A 16,577-nucleotide genomic window follows, 5' to 3' on the forward strand; every position below is an offset into this window, starting at 1 on the left:
GGTCGTCGGGCACGTCGTCGGCCGACCGGTCGGGGAGTTCGTCTTCGGCTTCGAGCACGGTCCGGATTTCGGGATCGGCGTTGGCGTAGAACGCGCGCACCCACGCCATCGCGTCGTCTTCGCTCGCATCGCACGCCTCGCTCACCGCGCTGCCGAGCAGTCGGAGCTGGTGGACCAACGCCCGATCGATCACGTGAGTTGCATCGGCAGAGCCGATCTCGAAGTTGGGTTTGAGCGTGACGTTGAACTCGTTGCCCTGGAGGTGACAGCCCCGCCGGATCTCCTCGGGGGCCTCCGAAAGCACGTCAGAACGGAGTCGGTAGAAGACGTTCTGGATGGTCTCGTCCAGCTCCTCGTAGAGGAGCTGTTTGGTCTCTGGACCGTGACCGGGCGTAAATGCTCCAGTGCCCGCCTCGTACACCACGCTGAGATCGCCGGAGTGGAAGATCTCGCTACCGAGACCCTGAATCAGGAATCCCTTCACGTTTTCGAGGGTCTGACCGGTGCAGATCACGATCGGCATCCCGGCCTCGTGGAACTCGGTCAGAAAGCCGAGCGTCTCACGGGGGATCTCGTTGTCGGTGCTCCCAGCGGAGCGCAGCGTCTCGTCGACATCGAGCACGAAGGCGGAGACCGGCCGACCGTGACGTTCGCAGAGATCGAGCGCGGTGAACGCCTCGTCGCGCGAGGCGTGGGCCGCGATCGCCGCGAGCGGTTCGCCTCGATCGAACGACTCCCGAATCTCGGCCTTCGACTCGGCGAGCGCGCTCTCTGCGTCCTGCCAGTGATCGAGCGCGACCCGCGAGTCGACCGGCGGGAACACGTCGACGAACGTCTGATACGCCCGCAGCGTCCGGGTGTCGAACCGGTCGTAGAGCTCGTACAGAAGATCGTAGCGGTCGCGAGTGCGGTTCATACGGAAGAACGGCGACACGGCAGTATAAATCTCCGCCAGCAACGCCGGCTCAGTCCTCGGCAGGCACCGATCGTCCCTCCTGGAGAGCGTCGAGATCGGCAGTTGCGTGATACCACAGAGGAAGTTGCGACGTACAAAGAGGCACGAAACCTCGACGAGCCGCTCCTCGATCGGTACACAGACTGGCTGATCGATGTGACGACGCTCGACCCACGGGTCGAGGAGTGACGGGATCGGCGAAGAGGCCCGACACGGTTCACGACGATCCGATCGTCAGTGGATGGGGCAAACGAGTCGCCCATCGACAGCGTATTTCACCGTCGCGTCGCTACGGGCGGTATGATCGATCTCCGGAGCGATACCGTCACGCGGCCCGACGATCGGATGCGCACGGCGGCGAGCGAGGCCGACGTCGGCGACGACGTCTACCGCGAGGACCCGACCGTGAACGAGCTCGAAGCCGAGGCCGCGGCGGCGGTCGGGATGGAGGCTGCCCTCTACGTGCCGACCGGGACGATGGGCAACCAGGTCGCGGCGCGCACCCACACCGATCGGGGCGAAGAGCTCCTCTGCGAACGCGAGAGCCACGTCTACAAGTGGGAGGTCGGCGGGCTCGCCCAACTTTCGGGCCTCCAGCCCCGCACCGTCGACGGCGGCCCCCGCGGGACGATCACGCCCGCCGACGTCCGCGAGGAGTACGTCGAGGAGGACGTCCACCGACCCGGGACGGGGCTGCTCTGTCTCGAAAACACGCACAATAGCAAGGGCGGTGTCGCGATCGCCCCCGAGGAGATCGACGCCGCAGCCGACGCGGCTCACGACCTCGATGTTCCCGTCCACATCGATGGCGCGCGGGTCTTCAACGCCGCGGTCGCACACGGTGTGGACGCGAGCCGGGTCGTTCGGGAAGTGGATTCCGTGATGTTCTGTCTCTCGAAGGGCCTCGGCGCACCCGTCGGCTCGGTGCTCGCGGGGAGCGAAGCGTTCATCGAGCGCGCCCGCCGCCACCGGAAGCTGTTCGGCGGCGGGATGCGCCAGGCGGGGATCATCGCCGCACCCGGTCTCGAAGCGCTCTCGAACGTCGATCGGCTGGCCGAGGACCACGAAAACGCCGCGTTGCTCGCCGAGGGCCTCGACGACACCGACGGACTCGACGTCCAGTCACCCGAAACCAACATCGTCCTCGTCGAGACCGAGTCGACCGCCGAGGAGTTCCTCGATCGGAGCGCCGACGAAGGCGTGCGAGGGACGGCGTTCGGCGAACACGTCGTCCGCTTTTGTACCCACCTCGATGTCGATCGATCGGACGTCGAGCGCGCCGTCGAGAACGTTCGACGGGCAGTAGCCTGAGACGGCGTTCGGCGGGTGGTGGCAGTATTCGTCGTGTCGGCTACCGCCGGCCGCGTCTGCTGCCTTCGCGGAACGCGGTCGCGGTGCGCCGGAGCAACAGATAGGCCGCGAAGACGACGAGGAGAATCATCGCGAGAAGCCCGAGGAGCACCGGGTCGATGCCGAAGACCATGTGTGACGATACCGTCGCCGGCCTAAAGCCGTTTCGGGGAGACGGGACGATCAGGCTACGTCGAGGCCCGGAACTCCTCGAAGACGGTTCCGTCTGGATCGCGGAGTCGACCGTCGAGGTCCGATCCAGCGTCGGTCACGATTTCGGCGTAGCCGGGACGGTTCCATCGCGGATCGGCGTGACTCCCCGGATTGAGGAGCGTGCATTCGCCCGTGTCGACGACTCCCGGACGATGTGAGTGCCCCGATATCACGAGGTCGGCGTGGTTCTGCCGGCCGAACAGACTCAGTCCCGTTTCGTCGCGGTCGTCGCCGTGGGTGAGCGCGATCCGGACTCCCTCGTGCTCGACGACGCGCTCGGCTGGCAGGCGGTCGCGGACCGCCGGCGTGGCGTTGTTGCCGTGGACGGCGACGAACTCCCGACACTCGGCTGCGAACGCATCGAGGACGGCCTCGGTGGTGAGATCGCCGGCGTGAACCACGAGATCGGCCGCACGGACGGTTTCGAGGAGTCGGTCGTTGAGGCAGTGGCCGTCCGTTCCGTGGGTATCGGCGAGGGCGACGATCACGGTCGGAGCTACGCGCCGGAGAGCAAAAATCGTCCGCAATCAGAGGAATTCGCGGACTTCGGCGTACCACATGTCGTGATGGTCAAGCGCGTCGATTCGGCGGGCGATCACGACCGCGAGGACGTGCCAGCACGCCTGGTCGGGGTCGTCGGGATCGAGGTTGTACGCCGAATCCTTGCAGGTACAGCCGCCGTCCTCGACGATGTACTCCTCGGTGTGGCCGACCACCACGGTGAAATCGCGGTACTGCTTCACGCGGCGCTCGGCGACCGCCTCGATCGCGCGCACGCCCCGGTCGCCGTGGGCGCGGATGATGCGCTCGGTCACGTCCGAGTCGAGTTCGCCTGCCTCGGCGAGCGCCGCTCGCCACTCCTCGGTCGCCGTCACGGCCGTCCGTTCGGGTGGATCGGTCAAAACACGTTCGATGGTCGGTGACCATGCGCGCCCCGTTCGAGCGGTTCAGAGACGCGCCTCGGGCGGGACGAACGGCCCGACCGAGACCGTGTAGCGAGCCACCGAGGCGGTCCGGAGGATGTAGCTGAGGAGGATCGCGAGTGGGACGAACACGACCGCTGGCCGGGGTTACGACGACGAGCGCCGCGAGCAATCGGAGCCGGTATCGCTCGGCCACTGCCCCACCGACAGAGGTTCGGGTCTTAGTCACTCCGGAAGTCTTCGCCTGCACCAAGGACGTGCGAAGGCTCACTGTAGCTGGCTGGAGTGCTGTTACGGTCGGGTTCGGCCACGATCGTACCTACAGACGCGCCCACTGCCAGTCGTGGCCACGGAGCGGGTCGCTTTTCGCGTTCGGCGACCCAGCCCCGCCATGCAGGTTTCGGAGGGGGGGCTCTCCTTTCGCGTCCCCGAACAGCCCGAAGCGGGGATCGGCGACGACGTCTTCTTCAATTCCGATCAGGAGTTGAACCGGGATCTCACCGTCGCAGTGCTTCGAACGGTGCGTGACCGCGAGGACCGCGAATCGTATCTCGACGCGACCGCCGCGACCGGCGTACGGGGCGTGCGTGCGGCGAACGAGGGCTACGACGCGACGTTGTGTGATGTCGATTCCGACGCGACAGACCTCTGTCGAGCGAATTTGGAGCGGAACGATCTCGACGGCAGGGTGAAAACCCGGAACGCGAACGCGCTCATGCACGAGGAGCGCTTCGACGTGGTCGATCTCGATCCGTTCGGCACGCCGATCCCCTTCGCCGACGCCGCCTTCCGGAGCGCGCGCCACCTCGTCTGCGTCACCGCGACCGACACCGCGCCGCTATGTGGCGCACACAAAGAAAGCGGTATCCGGTCGTACAGTGCCGTCCCGCAGAACACCGAGTACCACCCCGAGATGGGGCTCCGGATCTTGCTGGGGGCTCTCGTCCGGACCGCCGCACGATACGACGTCGCCGCCATCCCCGTGCTGAGTCACGCCACGAGTCACTACGTCCGGACGTATCTCGACCTCTCCCGGCGGGCGAGCGACGCGAACGACGCGCTCGAATCGGTGGGACACGTCCACCACTGCTTTTCGTGTCTCCACCGAGAGTCCGAGACAGGTCTCACCGCTCGCCCGCCGGACGAATGTCCGGTCTGTGGGGCGAATATCCGAACCGCGGGCCCGCTCTGGCTCGACCAGCCCCACGACCGCGGGTTCGTCGGGGACGTCCGCGAACGACTCACCGACGAGTTGAGCACCGCCGAGCGTGCCCGCGACCTGCTCGACACGCTCGACGGCGAACTCGATAGTCCGACGCACTACGACCAGCACCGGCTCTGCCGGGAGTGGGGCCGCTCCGCGAGCGCGATGGACGAGTTCCTCGATCGGCTCCGTGGAGACGGATTCACAGCCTCGCGGACCCACTACGGCGGAACGACGTTCAAAACCGACGCGACCGTGGCGGAGATCGAGACCGCCACCGAGCCGGACGGCGATCGAGACCGCTGAGGGAGTCGATCCATGCGGCCGTCCGAGCGCGACGGAGGGTGAACTACTTGTCGTCGGGGGCGGAACCCGGCGGCGTGGGTGTTCGCAAGCGCGCGCGTCGGCGGTTCGAAGGGATGGAGCCGGTAGCGCGGACGGTCGTCGCGGTGGCTCGCGAGGAACAGATCACGCTGCTGGCGGCGAGCCTCGCGTACTATCTGTTTCTCGCCTTGGTCCCGCTCGTGCTCTTCGCCGTGATCGGTCTCTCGCTGTTCGGGAACGGTCTCCTCTCGCAAGCGAGCACGGCGGCGTCGGGGACGGTGCTCCCGAACGGGACGTCGGTACCGCGACAGCTCCTGACCCAGACCAGCGGCCGGGTCCGGGCAGCGGCGCTAGGGGCCGTCATTCTCGGGTGGAGCGGGCTCCGGATGTTCGGTGCGCTCGACGGGGCGTTCGCAGCGGTTTACGACGAGCGCGAGGCAGTCTCGCTTACGGGAAAACTGATCGACGCGACGCTCGTGCTCGTGACAGTGACGACCGCAGCCACGGCACTCGCCGGCATCAGCCTCGCGTTCGCGGTCGTCGTCGAGAACGGCTCCGTGCTGCGATTGCTGAGTCCGCTCCTCCTGTTCGTCACACTGGCCGTCGCCTTCCTCCCGATGTTCTACGTCCTGCCCGAGGTCGACGGCGTCTCGATCCGCGAGATCCTTCCCGGGACGCTGTTCGCCGCGCTCGCGTGGACGGTATCGGGCGTGGTCGTCCGGCTGTACGCCACCGCGTCGAGCAGCGTCGCCCTCTACGGCGTCGTTGGCGGCCTGTTACTCGTGCTCACGTGGCTCTACGTCGGGGGCCTCGCGTTGCTGGTAGGGGCGGCGCTCAACGCGACTCTCGCCGGGCGGGTCGATCCCGATACCGAATGGCTGCCGGCGCGATAGTGCCGGGCCGCGAGCGGCGTCACGGCCCCGACGCGGGGCTCGCGGGACGTGGGTTCCCGCCGATTATATATACGCCTCGGTCGAAAGCGCGGTCGTGAGTACCAGCGCGCGCGCGACCTCCTTCGGCCGAGCGTTCGTCGGGGAGGTTCAGGAAAAAGAGATCACGTTCATCGCGGCGAGTATCGCGTACTACGCGTTCGTCTCGCTGATTCCCCTGCTGTTGCTCCTGCTCGTCACGGTGTCGGTCGTCGTCGACCAGTCGACGGCGAACGAGATCGTGAGCGGGGCAACGAGCTCGCTGCCGGCGAGCGCACAGGAACTCGTCGAGGGTGCAGTCAGCAACCAGGATGGAGCGGGGGGCGCAACGATCGTCAGTCTCGTTGCACTACTCTGGAGCGCGCTCAAGCTGTTTCGTGGGCTCGACACCGCGTTCTCGCGGGTATACGGCCGTGAATCCGGTGGGATCGCCGCACAGGTCAAAAACGGCGTCGTCACGCTGGCCGCGATCATCCTCGGCGCGATCGTCGCGGTCGGGATCGGCGTCGCGGTCTCGTTCTGGCCGGTCGAGGTCACGTTCGCCGGCATCTCCGCGGCGGCGATCGTCGGGACGCTCGCAACGCTGCTCGCGCTCACGATCGTCCTGCTGCCGCTCTATTACTTCCTCCCTGGAAGCGATGTGACGATCCGCGAGGCGGTACCGGGGGCAGTGCTGGCTGCCGTCGGACTCACCGTCCTCCAGGTCGTGTTCCGAATCTACGCGGCACGGGCCAGTGCGTTCGAGGCCTACGGGGTTCTCGGTGGGGTGTTGTTGCTGGTGACGGTGCTGTATTTCGCCGGGATGGTGCTCCTGCTCGGCGTGTTGTTGAACGCCCTCCTCGCCGGGCGGGTCGCCGGCCGCGAGAGGACGAACGGCGGCGGGCTTGCAGCACGGCTGCGATCGGGAGGCCGAGCATGAGCGAGGAGGAAACCGACGACGTCGGCGATCCGGTCCGAGAAGAGGAGGGCCTGGACGAACGTATCGACGGCGATCGCACCGAGACCGCGACCGTCGAGGACGTCGAGACGCTCCGAGCCGATGTGGTGGCGTTCGCCGACGAGGTCGAAGACCGGATCATCAAACGCGACACGCTCGAAAGCGATCTCAAACGCTACGTCCGCAAGCGCCAACGCCGCGGCCACGCTCGAGGCTGGGGGCCGTATCTCGTGCTGCTCTACGGCACCGCGATGACGATCGGCGCGTTCGCGCTTCTCAACGGTGGCTGGGCGATCCTCGCGATGATCGTGGTCTGGCTCTCGACGCTCGGCCTCTACGTGGTGATGGTGGTCGTCGGCCTGATCGGCGGGGCGCTCGGCCTGCCAGGACGGCTTCGGGACTGGATCAGCGGGCTGCGATCGTAAATCGAAGGAGAAGCAGAAAGTCGTCGACCCTGCGTGAGAGGATCGAGCCGACTCAGAACGTTTCGAGGTAGCGGTCTTTCTCCCACTCGCTGACCGACACCCGGTAGTCGGTGACTTCCTCGCGTTTCGCCGCGACGAACGTCTCGGTGACGTGGTCGCCGAGCGCGTCGAGCACGACCTCGTCGGCTTCGAGCGCGTCGATCGACTCGGCCAGCGTCGTCGGCAGGGTGTCGATCCCGTACTCCGCGCGGCGTTCTTCGTCGAACTCGTAGATGTTTTCTCGTACTGGGTCGGGAGCCTCGAGTTCGCGCTCGATGCCGTCGATCCCGGCGGCGATCATCACTGCGAGAGCGAGATACGGGTTACAGGAGGGATCGGGCGAGCGGAGCTCGACCCGGGAGGCCGCCGGCGTACGCGCGGCGGGTTTGCGAACCAGCGCCGAGCGGTTGCGGTCCGACCACGCGACGTAGACGGGAGCCTCGTAGCCCGGGACCAGACGCTTGTAGCTGTTGATCGTCGGGTTGCAGATCGCGGTGACGGCGGGCGCGTGATCGAGAATGCCCGCGACGAACTGTTTGGCGGTCTCGCTCAGATCGAACTCGTCGGCCCCGTCGTGGAAGGCGTTCTCGCCGTCGTCGAACAGCGAGAGGTGAGTGTGCATCCCCGACCCGTTGACGCGCGCGATCGGTTTGGGCATGAAGGTCGCGTGGAGGTCGTGCTGGGCCGCGATCGCCCGGACCACCGACCGGAACGTCGCGACGTTGTCCGCGGTCGTGAGCGCGTCGTCGTACTCGAAGTTGATCTCGTGTTGACCCTGGGCGACCTCGTGGTGGGAGGCCTCGATGTCGAAGCCCATGTCCTCCAGCCCGTAGATGATGTCCCGGCGGACGTCGCTCGCGAGGTCCTTCGGTGCGAGATCGAAGTAACCACCGGCGTCGTTGGTTTTCGTGGTCGCGCGACCCTCCTCGTCGTGTTCGAACAGGAAGAACTCGGGTTCGGGTGCGGCGTTGACGTCGTAGCCCATCCCTTCGGCGCGATCGAGCACACGCCGGAGCACACCCCGTGGATCGCCGTCGAACGGTTCGCCCGTCGAGGTGTTCATCACGTCGCAGATCAGCCGCGCACTCGCGGTGCCGTCGTCGCGGTCGCGCCACGGCAAGATCGCGAACGTCGTCGGGTCGGGCTTGAGCCGCATGTCCGATTCCTGAATGCGGACGAACCCCTCGATCGAGGAGCCGTCGAAGTAGATCCCTTCGGTGAACGCCTTCTCGGCCTGTGAGGCGGGGATGGAGACGTTTTTCACCGTGCCGAGGATGTCGGTGAACTGGAGCCGGAGGAAGTCGACGTTGTGCTCGTCGATCCGTTCGAGAACGCGGCGGGCGTCGGTCGAGAGGTCGCCATCAGTCGGAGTTTCGTTTGTCATACTTCGTGCCTACTCGGTGGGGGACCCCCGAATACAAAAACACTACCCTTCGTCGCAAATATTGAGTTTTGGGCTGGAAATGGATATTCGTAAAGTTTTACTCCCCCGAATCGGTACCGGAGTGTGATGACGTACGAAAATCTCGATACGGAACTCGTGAACGCGCTGTTGGGCGATGGTCGTGCCAGCCTTCGGAGTCTCGCCGACGACCTCGACGTCTCGGTGACGACGGTCTCGAATCACCTCGCGGACCTCGAAGACGAGGGCGTCATCCGAGGCTACTCGCCCACGGTCGATTACAACGCGCTCGGCTACGACGTCACCGCCGTGATCCAGCTCAAAGTCGACGGCAGCGCGCTACCCGACATCACCGACCGTCTCCGTGAGCACGACCAGATGATCTCGGTGTACGAAGTCACCGGCGATCACGACGTCGTCGCGATCGGGAAGTTCGAAGACACCGACGACATGAACGACGCGATCAAGACGCTGCTCGCCGACGCCGACATCCGCGAGTCGAACACCAACGTCGTGCTCAATTCGGTGAGTGAGCACGAGCAGTTCGAACTCGACATCGAGGGTTAGAGAGCGTCGAGCACCCAGCGCACCGCGACGGCAACCAGCACCGCCACCCCCTCGATGCGCGTCAGCCGCCGACCGGACCGGAGCGTGACGGCGGCGGCCACCGAGAGCGCGAACAGCCACGCCACGTCCCCCAGTGCCGCCGGGTCGACGTCCAGCGGCTGAATCGTGGCCGCCGCCCCGAGCACCCCGAGCAGGTTGAAGACGTTCGACCCGAGGACGTTGCCGACCGCGACCGTCGCCAGCCCGCGCCGGGCAGCGACGACCGAGGCCGCGATCTCGGGCGCTGAGGTGCCGACGGCGACGACGGTCAGCCCGATGAGCCACTCCGACGCGCCGAGCAGCCGCGCGAGGTCGCTCGCCGAACTCACTAGCATCGTTGCCCCGCCGACGATGACCCCGAGACCGACGAGCGCCAACAGGGGCGAGAACCAGCGGGCGGGGGCCGTCGGCACGTCGGCGTTGGCGCTCGTTTCCGAGCGCAGGAGAACGGCGAGGTAGGCGAGAAACACCACGAGAAGCAAGAGTGCTTCGGGCCGCGAGACGCGGAGGTCGAACAGGAACAGACCGACCAGCGCCGTTGCGGCGGTCATGACTGGGGCGTCGCGGCGAACGAGCGCCCGCGGGACGCGAACACTCGCGCCCGCGACCAGCGCGACGCCGCCCAGAATGGCGAGGTTGAAGAGATTCGACCCGACGACGTTCGCCGCCGCGACGTCCGAGCTCCCGACGAGCGCCGCGTCGATAGTGACGGCGAACTCCGGCGCGGAGGTACCGAGCGACACCACCACCAGCCCGACCACGAGATCCGACAGCCCGACTCGTCGGGCGAGCCGCGCAGCGTGCTCGACGAACAACGTCGCTCCGAGCCACAGCCCCACGACGGCGACGGCAATCAGTCCCACGTCGACGACGACCGACCCGACCATGCCGGGACGCCGCCCGCCCGAATCAAAGGTCGAACGGTTTCGGCCCTGCCGAGCCGCTGGCGTCGCAACTACTGGGCGAGAACCGTCCGCTACACGACCGCAAATGCGACCAGCAGGTTCAACCCCGTGACAGCGAGTCCGAGACCGATCAGAACGAGGAAAAAGCATCGCCAGCCCGGGACGGTGCGGACGAATCGCTCGCCGGCGAGCGCGACCGCACCCGCAAGCGCTGCCGCGGCGAGCTTGACACCGAGTGCGAGCGGCGGCGTCGGGAGCAACGCCCGGATGATCGGGTTCGTCTCGAACTCCATCCCGACGACCGACGCGGCCAGCAGCGTCGAAACGCCGTCACAGACCCCCCAGACGATCACCATCCCGACGACGAGTGCGGCGTAGTCGGCGTCGCGTTCGGTCTCCGACGAACGGAACTGCACGGGAGAACCTGGGGCTACACACGGAAGTGATCACTGGCTAGTGACGACATCGCGGCACTGCGCGCAAAAATTCGGTGTCGTTCGGCCGGGGCGGTGCCGACGTGTGGTGTAAGTGGGTGTGTGACCTGGCCGGGCTTACATCATGCCGCCCATGCCACCCATACCGCCCATGCCACCCATACCGCCCATGCCGCCCATACCGCCACCGGGGCCGCCGGCGGGTGGGCCGCCGTCGTCGTCGTCGCCGGTCTGACCGCCCGCAAGGTCGCCCGCGGCGATCACGTCGTCGATCCGGAGGATCATGACGGCCGCCTCGGTCGCGGATTCGATCGCCTGGGTCTTGACGCGGAGGGGTTCGACGACGCCGTCCTCCTCCATGTCGACGACCTCACCGGTGTAGGCGTCGAGGCCGGTGGTGGTCTCGCCGCCGTCGTGTTTCGAGCGGAGGTCCACCAGCGAGTCGATCGGATCGAGACCGGCGTTCTCCGCGAGTGTGCGCGGGATGACGTCGATTGCATCCGCAAAGGCCTCGACGGCGAGCTGCTCGCGGCCGCCCACGCTGTCGGCGTAGTCGCGCAGGCCGAGCGAGAGCTCGGTCTCGGGCGCGCCGCCGCCGGGCAGCACCTTGCCGTCTTCGAGGGTCGTCCGGACGACGCCCAGCGAGTCGTCGATGGCGCGCTCGACCTCGTCGACGACGTGCTCGGTGCCGCCACGGAGGATGAGCGTCACGGCCTTCGCATCGTCGACCTCCTCGACGAAGATCCGCTGGTCGCCGGCGATGTCGCGTTCGGCGACGCTCCCGGCGTAGCCGAGGTCCTCGGCGGTGATGTCGTCGAGGTTCGAGACGACGCGGCCACCCGTCGCGCGGGCGAGCCGGCTCATGTCGCTGGATTTGGCCCGGCGGACAGCCAGAATACCGTTCTCGGCGAGGTAGTGCTGGGCCATGTCGTCGATGCCGTTCTGACAGAACACGACGTCAGCACCGACGTCGACGAGCTGGTCGACCATCTCCTGGAGCTGTTCCTCTTCCTGATCGAGGAACTGCTGGAGCTGGTCGGGATCGGTGACGTTGACCTCGGCGTCGATCTCGGTCTCCTTGACCTCGATCGCGGAGTCGAGGAGCGCGACGTCGGCGTCCTCCTTGAAGTACGGCATGTTGTCGTGGACGCGCTCCTTGTCGATGATGACGCCCTCAACGAGTTCGGATTCCTCGACCGAACCGCCGACCGCCTTCTCGACTTTCACGTTGTCGGTGTCGACACCCTCGTCGTCGCTGACTGCGGTGACTGCGCTGACGACGAGCTCCGCGAGGAGGTCACGGGCGCTTTCGGCTCCCTTGCCCGTCATCGCGGTCGCGGCGATCTGTTCGAGGGTTTCGGTGTCCTCGGCGTCGACATCGATCGCGACGTCTTCGAGGATGTTCTTGGCTTCCTCGGCGGCCTCCCGGTAGCCCTGCGCGAGCGTGGTGGCGTGGATGTCCTGATCGAGGAGCTCCTCGGCCTCTTCGAGGAGTTCACCGGCCTCGACGACCGCAGTCGTGGTGCCGTCGCCGACCTCGTCCTCCTGGGTCTCGGCGACCTCGACGATCATGTTCGCCGCCGGGTGCTCGATGTCCATCTCCTTCAGAATGGTCACGCCGTCGTTCGTGACCACGACATCGCCCGCATCGGAGACGAGCATCTTGTCCATTCCTTTCGGGCCGAGTGTGGTGCGGACGGCCTCGGCGACCGCCTGGCCCGCCGTGATGTTCATCGACTGTGCGTCCTTCCCGGACGTTCGCTGTGAGTCGTCCGAGAGTACGATGAGGGGCTGGTTACCCATCTGCTGAGCCATAGTCACCTACCGATTGAATGGAGTTCTATATAAAACCATCGGAACGGTTCGATCCGATCGACACACGCGAGCGCTCAGCGGCGTATGATAGCGGGTGACAATCGTGGATTTATATACTGAACGCTGGAGTCAGCCGAACCGATCGAGGCCCGCCTGACGGCGGCGCTGCCCGTCGGGATCACGCACCCACGGCGACCGGTGATCGCGTTCGCTTTCGAGGTCCACGTCGGGTGGGTCGGCGGGATCGTGGCCCGGACAGGAGACCGCACACTCGGCCGCCGGGTGGACGAATCGGTCCTTCCAGCGACAGAACGGGAGTCCGTTCGTGCCCGCGTACGCGCGGGGTTCGATCTTCTCGCACGACGGGAACCCGTAGGTGCGCCAGCCCTTCCCGTAGGCGCGCTCGGCGAGCCGACGACGGGTACGGGTTTTTTCGGCCACGGATACCACGCGCACGTCGGTCTGCGTCGCGCCGCGATCGAGGGGTTCGAGCCCGGGTTCCGTGGGTGCGAGCGGTGTCGGCTCGCGGACGATCTCACGGGTTTCGGTTTCGGGATCGAACCGCCAGACGCCGATTGCCTCTGGGATGCGGTTCAGATGCGCGCCGGTGACGTGGGAGGCGGTCGCGAGGATCGCCTCGTCGAACAGCCCGAGGCTCGCGTCGGTTCGGAGCTGGTTTTCGAGGTTTCCGGGAGTACCGAGATCGGGCTTGTTCTCGATCCCGACGATCCGCCCGAACCAGTCGTCGGGGTAGCGTGCGACCTGGCGGACGTACTCCCGGCCGCCACGGCGCTCGGATTCGAAAAAGCCGATCTCGATCGCACGATCGGTCACGCCGCGCGCGTGGTCGGGGTGACAGTCGAAGCAGTCCTTCCAGTAGCGTGCCTCGCCAGCACCGACGCGGCTCTCGATCGCGGCGTCGGGGATCGTTTCGGGCGTGATCCGGGTACGGTCGTCGAAGCCGGGCCCCGGCTCGATGCAGGCGACGTCGATCACCCGTGTATGACTACTGCTCGCGCCGAGCTGACGGCTCACGATCCCATCGAACCTGTCTTCGAGGTGGGCGCACAGCGCCAGCTCGAACGCGAACTCGCGCACACCAGTGTTCGGACCGCGAGCAGGAAAAGCGTCGCGCCGTCGATCACGCCATTCATGATTCGGGGTTCTCGACTATCACTCCGTGAGGAGGACGAACGTCCGTACCAGCGGTCGAATCCAGGTGGTGATGAGATGATCGACCTCGCGCTGTCGTTCGGGGTGGCAGCCGCGCTTGTCGGGATCGCCTTCGTCTCCGGCATCGGGATCACCACCATCGGTCCCGGCGGCATTTTCCTCACCATCGCGCTGTACGCGCTCACGCCGGTGGGTTCGGACGTCATCGCCGGCACAGTACAAGTGGCGTTCATCGCCACCGGACTGCTCGGCACGGTCGCGTACGTTCGGTCGGGCGAGCTCTCCGGCGAGAACTGGCGGCTGACCGGGCTGCTCTGCGGCGGGAGCGTCGGCGGCGCGCTGTTCGGCGCGTGGCTGAACGGGTTCGTCTCGCGCGAGCTGTTCGGCCTGCTGCTCGGTACGCTCGCCGGCACGGCGGGGCTGCTCATCATCTACCGCGAGCGTCGGGATCTCGGCACGATGCGGTCGATCGATCCCGAAACCGTTCGGGGGTCGATCGGCTACGCCGTGCTCGGGTTCGTCCTCGGGGCGTTCAGCGGCCTGCTCGGCGTCGGCGGCCCGGTCATCGCGGTACCGGCGCTCGTCGTGCTCGGCGTCCCGATGCTGTTCGCGGTCGCGGTCGCGCAGGCCCAGGCCGTGGTCATCGCCACCTTCGCCGCGCTCGGCTACCTCGTCCAGGGGGCGGTGTCGCTCGGCCTCGTCGCGCTCGTCGGCGTTCCGCTGCTCGCCGGCGTCGCCGTGGGCTGGCGAGTCGCTCACCTGATCGATCCCGACCGGCTGAAGGTGGCGCTCGGCGGCGTGCTCCTCGTCGTCGCACCGTATCTCGCACTCTAACCCGTCTGCTCCGACCGTCCAGGAACGATCTTCGGCTCAGACCCCGAGTTCGTCGGCGAGGTCGTGGAACGTCTCGATCGTGAGGTCCGGATCGCCGTCGAAAGGGTCCCACGGCGATCCCTTCCGGTCGACCCAGACGCCCTGCATCCCGGCGTGCGTCGCACCCTGGACGTCGAACCACCCCGCCGAGACGTGGGCGATCTCGTCGATCGGCGTCCCAGTTCTTCCGGCGGCGTGGCGGTAGATTTCGGCGTCCGGTTTGAAGGTCCCGATTTCATCGGCGCTGATCGTGTCTTCGAGGAGGTCGCCGATTGCAGCCCCCTCGACCATCGAGTCGAGCATTGCGGGGTTGCCGTTCGAGACCACGTAGCAGTCGTAACCACCCTCTCGGAGGCGTTCGATCCCGTCGCGCACGTCGTCGAACACATCCAGATCGTGGTAGGTTTCGAGGATCGCCTCACGCTCGTCTTCGTCGAGATCGACGCCGTGGGCGGCGAGGGAGTGAGAGAGCGCGTCGCGGTTCATCTCGTAAAACGGCTTGTAGGCGTCGATGTGGTTGGCGACGAACGTATATTCGAGCGAGCGCGCGCGCCAGAGCCGCGAGACGGGTTCGGGGTCGTCGACGTGGGCGGCGAGGGCGGCCTCCACCGCGTCGACGTCGACGATGGTACTGTACGAGTCGAAGGTGATCGTCGAGACCTGGTCCGGATCGAAGGCCATACTCGATCGAGCAGCCGATCGGCCTTGAACCCTCTCCGGGCGTGCGTCGAGTGCGACGGCCCGGTCGGAACAGACACCGAACGGTGGAAAGTGGGTCGTCCACGGAACAGCAGGCTTATGAACGGTTCGGGGCTAATGGACCGTATTACTACATGACACGGAACGACCGACACCCGGAGGTGAACATCGGCCTGGTGGGCCACGTCGACCACGGCAAGACGACGCTGGTCGAGGCGCTGAGTGGCTCCTGGACCGACCAACACTCCGAGGAGATGAAGCGCGGCATCTCCATTCGTCTGGGCTACGCCGACGCCACCTTCCGGCAGTGTCCGGACATGGACGCCCCCGAGTGTTACACCGTCGCCGAGACTTGTCCCGACGGGTCCGAGAGCGAGCGCCTTCGGACTGTGTCGTTCGTCGACGCACCGGGCCACGAGACACTGATGGCGACCATGCTCTCGGGCGCGTCGCTGATGGACGGCGCGGTGCTCGTGGTGAGCGCGACCGAGACCGTGCCGCAGGCCCAGACCCAAGAGCACCTGATGGCGCTCGATTCGATCGGGATCGAGAACATCGTGATCGCCCAGAACAAGATCGACCTCGTCGACGCCGACCGCGCGCGCCAGAACTACGAGGAGATCGAGGAATTCGTCGAGGGAACGGTCGCCGAAGGCGCACCGGTCGTTCCGATCAGCGCGGGCCAGGAAGCGAACCTCGATCTCCTGATCGAGGCGATCGAGGAGGAGATCCCCACGCCGGAACGCGATCCCGGGGCCGACGCCCGAATGCACGTCGCCCGGAGTTTCGACATCAACAAGCCCGGGACACGGGCCGACGAACTCCTCGGGGGCGTGCTCGGCGGGAGCCTCGTCGCGGGCGAACTCGACGTGGGCGACGAGATCGAACTCCGGCCGGGCCGCGAAGTCGAACACGGTGGCGAGGCCGAGTGGCAGCCGATCACCACCGACGTGCGCTCGCTCCAGGCTGGTGGCGAGTCCGCCGAGACGGTGACGCCTGGCGGACTTCTCGGTGTCGGCACCGGTCTCGATCCGAGTCTCACGAAAAGCGATGGGCTCGCGGGCCAGATCGCCGGACCACCGGGATCGCTCCCGCCGACCCGCGAGGAGTTCACGATGAGCGTCTCACTGCTCGATCGGGTGGTCGGCGAGGGCGACGCGATCGAGCCGATATCGACGGGCGAGCCGTTGATGCTCACGGTAGGGACGGCAACGACCGTCGGCTCGGTGACGAGCGCGCGCGACGACGAGTGTGAAGTCCGGCTGAAACGGCCGGTGTGCGCGGCCGACGGGACGCAGATCGCGATCAACCGCCGGGTCGGCACGCGGTGGCGGCTGATCGGTATCGGCACGCTCAGGGGATGAATCCGAG

At 66.7% G+C, this 16,577-nt stretch carries 19 protein-coding genes; 9 read left to right on the forward strand and 10 right to left on the reverse strand.

Annotation, left to right across the window (positions count from 1 at the left end; all coding sequences use genetic code 11):
- Nucleotides 1–916 (reverse strand): hypothetical protein (locus tag C449_RS12590; protein WP_006078404.1); only part of this gene is annotated, 916 nt, incomplete at its 3' end.
- A 102-nt stretch (nucleotides 917–1,018) separates the two neighbouring features.
- Between C449_RS12590 and C449_RS18860 the strand changes: the two genes are divergently transcribed.
- Both C449_RS18860 and ltaE read left to right on the forward strand, forming a co-directional pair.
- Nucleotides 1,019–1,144 carry a hypothetical protein gene (locus C449_RS18860; RefSeq protein WP_006078405.1) on the forward strand — a complete coding sequence of 42 codons (126 nt, stop codon included), beginning with the start codon at nucleotides 1,019–1,021 and terminating at the stop codon, nucleotides 1,142–1,144.
- 111 nt (nucleotides 1,145–1,255) lie between these two features.
- Entirely contained in the window at nucleotides 1,256–2,266 is a 1,011-nt protein-coding gene (gene ltaE / locus C449_RS12595; RefSeq protein ID WP_049914166.1) for a low-specificity L-threonine aldolase, read from the forward strand.
- Nucleotides 2,267–2,306: 40 nt separating this feature from the next.
- Here ltaE and C449_RS18865 read toward each other — a convergent pair whose 3' ends face one another.
- The 3 genes from C449_RS18865 to C449_RS12605 are packed head-to-tail and all read right to left on the reverse strand — an operon-like array spanning nucleotide 2,307 to nucleotide 3,420.
- Nucleotides 2,307–2,438: a DUF7859 family protein gene (locus C449_RS18865; RefSeq protein WP_275039171.1), complete on the reverse strand. Its 132-nt coding sequence runs from the start codon at nucleotides 2,436–2,438 to the stop codon at nucleotides 2,307–2,309.
- A 55-nt stretch (nucleotides 2,439–2,493) separates the two neighbouring features.
- Nucleotides 2,494–3,006 carry a metallophosphoesterase gene (locus tag C449_RS12600; RefSeq protein WP_006078407.1) on the reverse strand — a complete coding sequence of 171 codons (513 nt, stop codon included), beginning with the start codon at nucleotides 3,004–3,006 and terminating at the stop codon, nucleotides 2,494–2,496.
- A gap of 39 nt (nucleotides 3,007–3,045) precedes the next feature.
- Complete coding sequence (locus tag C449_RS12605; protein WP_006078408.1) at nucleotides 3,046–3,420, reverse strand: hypothetical protein; 375 nt, start codon at nucleotides 3,418–3,420, stop codon at nucleotides 3,046–3,048.
- A 412-nt stretch (nucleotides 3,421–3,832) separates the two neighbouring features.
- Between C449_RS12605 and C449_RS12610 the strand changes: the two genes are divergently transcribed.
- The 4 genes from C449_RS12610 to C449_RS12625 all read left to right on the forward strand — a co-directional run bounded on the left by C449_RS12610 (nucleotide 3,833) and on the right by C449_RS12625 (nucleotide 7,260).
- The gene (locus C449_RS12610; RefSeq protein ID WP_006078410.1) at nucleotides 3,833–4,951 is read left to right on the forward strand and encodes a tRNA (guanine(26)-N(2))-dimethyltransferase; all 1,119 of its coding nucleotides are present in this window, start codon (nucleotides 3,833–3,835) and stop codon (nucleotides 4,949–4,951) included.
- Between the two features lie 113 nt (nucleotides 4,952–5,064).
- The gene (locus C449_RS12615; RefSeq protein ID WP_006078411.1) at nucleotides 5,065–5,862 is read left to right on the forward strand and encodes a YihY/virulence factor BrkB family protein; all 798 of its coding nucleotides are present in this window, start codon (nucleotides 5,065–5,067) and stop codon (nucleotides 5,860–5,862) included.
- Nucleotides 5,863–5,956: 94 nt separating this feature from the next.
- Nucleotides 5,957–6,817 carry a YihY/virulence factor BrkB family protein gene (locus tag C449_RS12620; RefSeq protein WP_006078412.1) on the forward strand — a complete coding sequence of 287 codons (861 nt, stop codon included), beginning with the start codon at nucleotides 5,957–5,959 and terminating at the stop codon, nucleotides 6,815–6,817.
- Complete coding sequence (locus C449_RS12625) at nucleotides 6,814–7,260, forward strand: hypothetical protein (protein ID WP_006078413.1); 447 nt, start codon at nucleotides 6,814–6,816, stop codon at nucleotides 7,258–7,260. Before C449_RS12620 ends, C449_RS12625 begins: the two co-directional genes overlap by 4 nt.
- Nucleotides 7,261–7,312: 52 nt before the next feature.
- Here C449_RS12625 and glnA read toward each other — a convergent pair whose 3' ends face one another.
- Nucleotides 7,313–8,683 (reverse strand): type I glutamate--ammonia ligase, encoded by a 1,371-nt coding sequence (gene glnA, locus C449_RS12630; RefSeq protein ID WP_006078414.1) that lies wholly within the window; start codon nucleotides 8,681–8,683, stop codon nucleotides 7,313–7,315.
- 126 nt (nucleotides 8,684–8,809) lie between these two features.
- Here glnA and lrp point away from each other — a divergent pair, with 126 nt between their 5' ends.
- Nucleotides 8,810–9,268 carry an HTH-type transcriptional regulator Lrp gene (gene lrp / locus C449_RS12635; protein WP_006078415.1) on the forward strand — a complete coding sequence of 153 codons (459 nt, stop codon included), beginning with the start codon at nucleotides 8,810–8,812 and terminating at the stop codon, nucleotides 9,266–9,268.
- On the opposite strand, the gene C449_RS12640 is transcribed toward lrp, so the two are convergent.
- The 4 genes from C449_RS12640 to C449_RS12655 all read right to left on the reverse strand — a co-directional run bounded on the left by C449_RS12640 (nucleotide 9,265) and on the right by C449_RS12655 (nucleotide 13,559).
- Nucleotides 9,265–10,194 (reverse strand): calcium/sodium antiporter, encoded by a 930-nt coding sequence (locus C449_RS12640; protein WP_006078416.1) that lies wholly within the window; start codon nucleotides 10,192–10,194, stop codon nucleotides 9,265–9,267. The genes lrp and C449_RS12640 overlap by 4 nt on opposite strands.
- A gap of 89 nt (nucleotides 10,195–10,283) precedes the next feature.
- Nucleotides 10,284–10,628, reverse strand: a complete 345-nt coding sequence (locus C449_RS12645) for a hypothetical protein (protein ID WP_006078417.1) — start codon at nucleotides 10,626–10,628, stop codon at nucleotides 10,284–10,286.
- Between the two features lie 135 nt (nucleotides 10,629–10,763).
- The gene (gene thsA, locus C449_RS12650) at nucleotides 10,764–12,449 is read right to left on the reverse strand and encodes a thermosome subunit alpha (protein ID WP_006078418.1); all 1,686 of its coding nucleotides are present in this window, start codon (nucleotides 12,447–12,449) and stop codon (nucleotides 10,764–10,766) included.
- Nucleotides 12,450–12,590: 141 nt separating this feature from the next.
- Entirely contained in the window at nucleotides 12,591–13,559 is a 969-nt protein-coding gene (locus C449_RS12655) for a DUF5787 family protein (protein WP_049914168.1), read from the reverse strand.
- Between the two features lie 132 nt (nucleotides 13,560–13,691).
- On the opposite strand from C449_RS12655, the gene C449_RS12660 reads away from it, so the two are divergent.
- The gene (locus C449_RS12660; RefSeq protein WP_049914170.1) at nucleotides 13,692–14,468 is read left to right on the forward strand and encodes a sulfite exporter TauE/SafE family protein; all 777 of its coding nucleotides are present in this window, start codon (nucleotides 13,692–13,694) and stop codon (nucleotides 14,466–14,468) included.
- A gap of 36 nt (nucleotides 14,469–14,504) precedes the next feature.
- On the opposite strand, the gene C449_RS12665 is transcribed toward C449_RS12660, so the two are convergent.
- Complete coding sequence (locus C449_RS12665; RefSeq protein ID WP_006078421.1) at nucleotides 14,505–15,188, reverse strand: haloacid dehalogenase type II; 684 nt, start codon at nucleotides 15,186–15,188, stop codon at nucleotides 14,505–14,507.
- A 152-nt stretch (nucleotides 15,189–15,340) separates the two neighbouring features.
- Here C449_RS12665 and C449_RS12670 point away from each other — a divergent pair, with 152 nt between their 5' ends.
- On the forward strand, nucleotides 15,341–16,570 hold the full coding sequence (locus tag C449_RS12670; protein ID WP_006078422.1) for a translation initiation factor IF-2 subunit gamma: 1,230 nt from the start codon (nucleotides 15,341–15,343) through the stop codon (nucleotides 16,568–16,570).
- Nucleotides 16,571–16,577 lie beyond the last annotated feature (7 nt).

This window comes from Halococcus saccharolyticus DSM 5350, from assembly GCF_000336915.1.
Taxonomy (GTDB): Archaea; Halobacteriota; Halobacteria; order Halobacteriales; family Halococcaceae; genus Halococcus; species Halococcus saccharolyticus.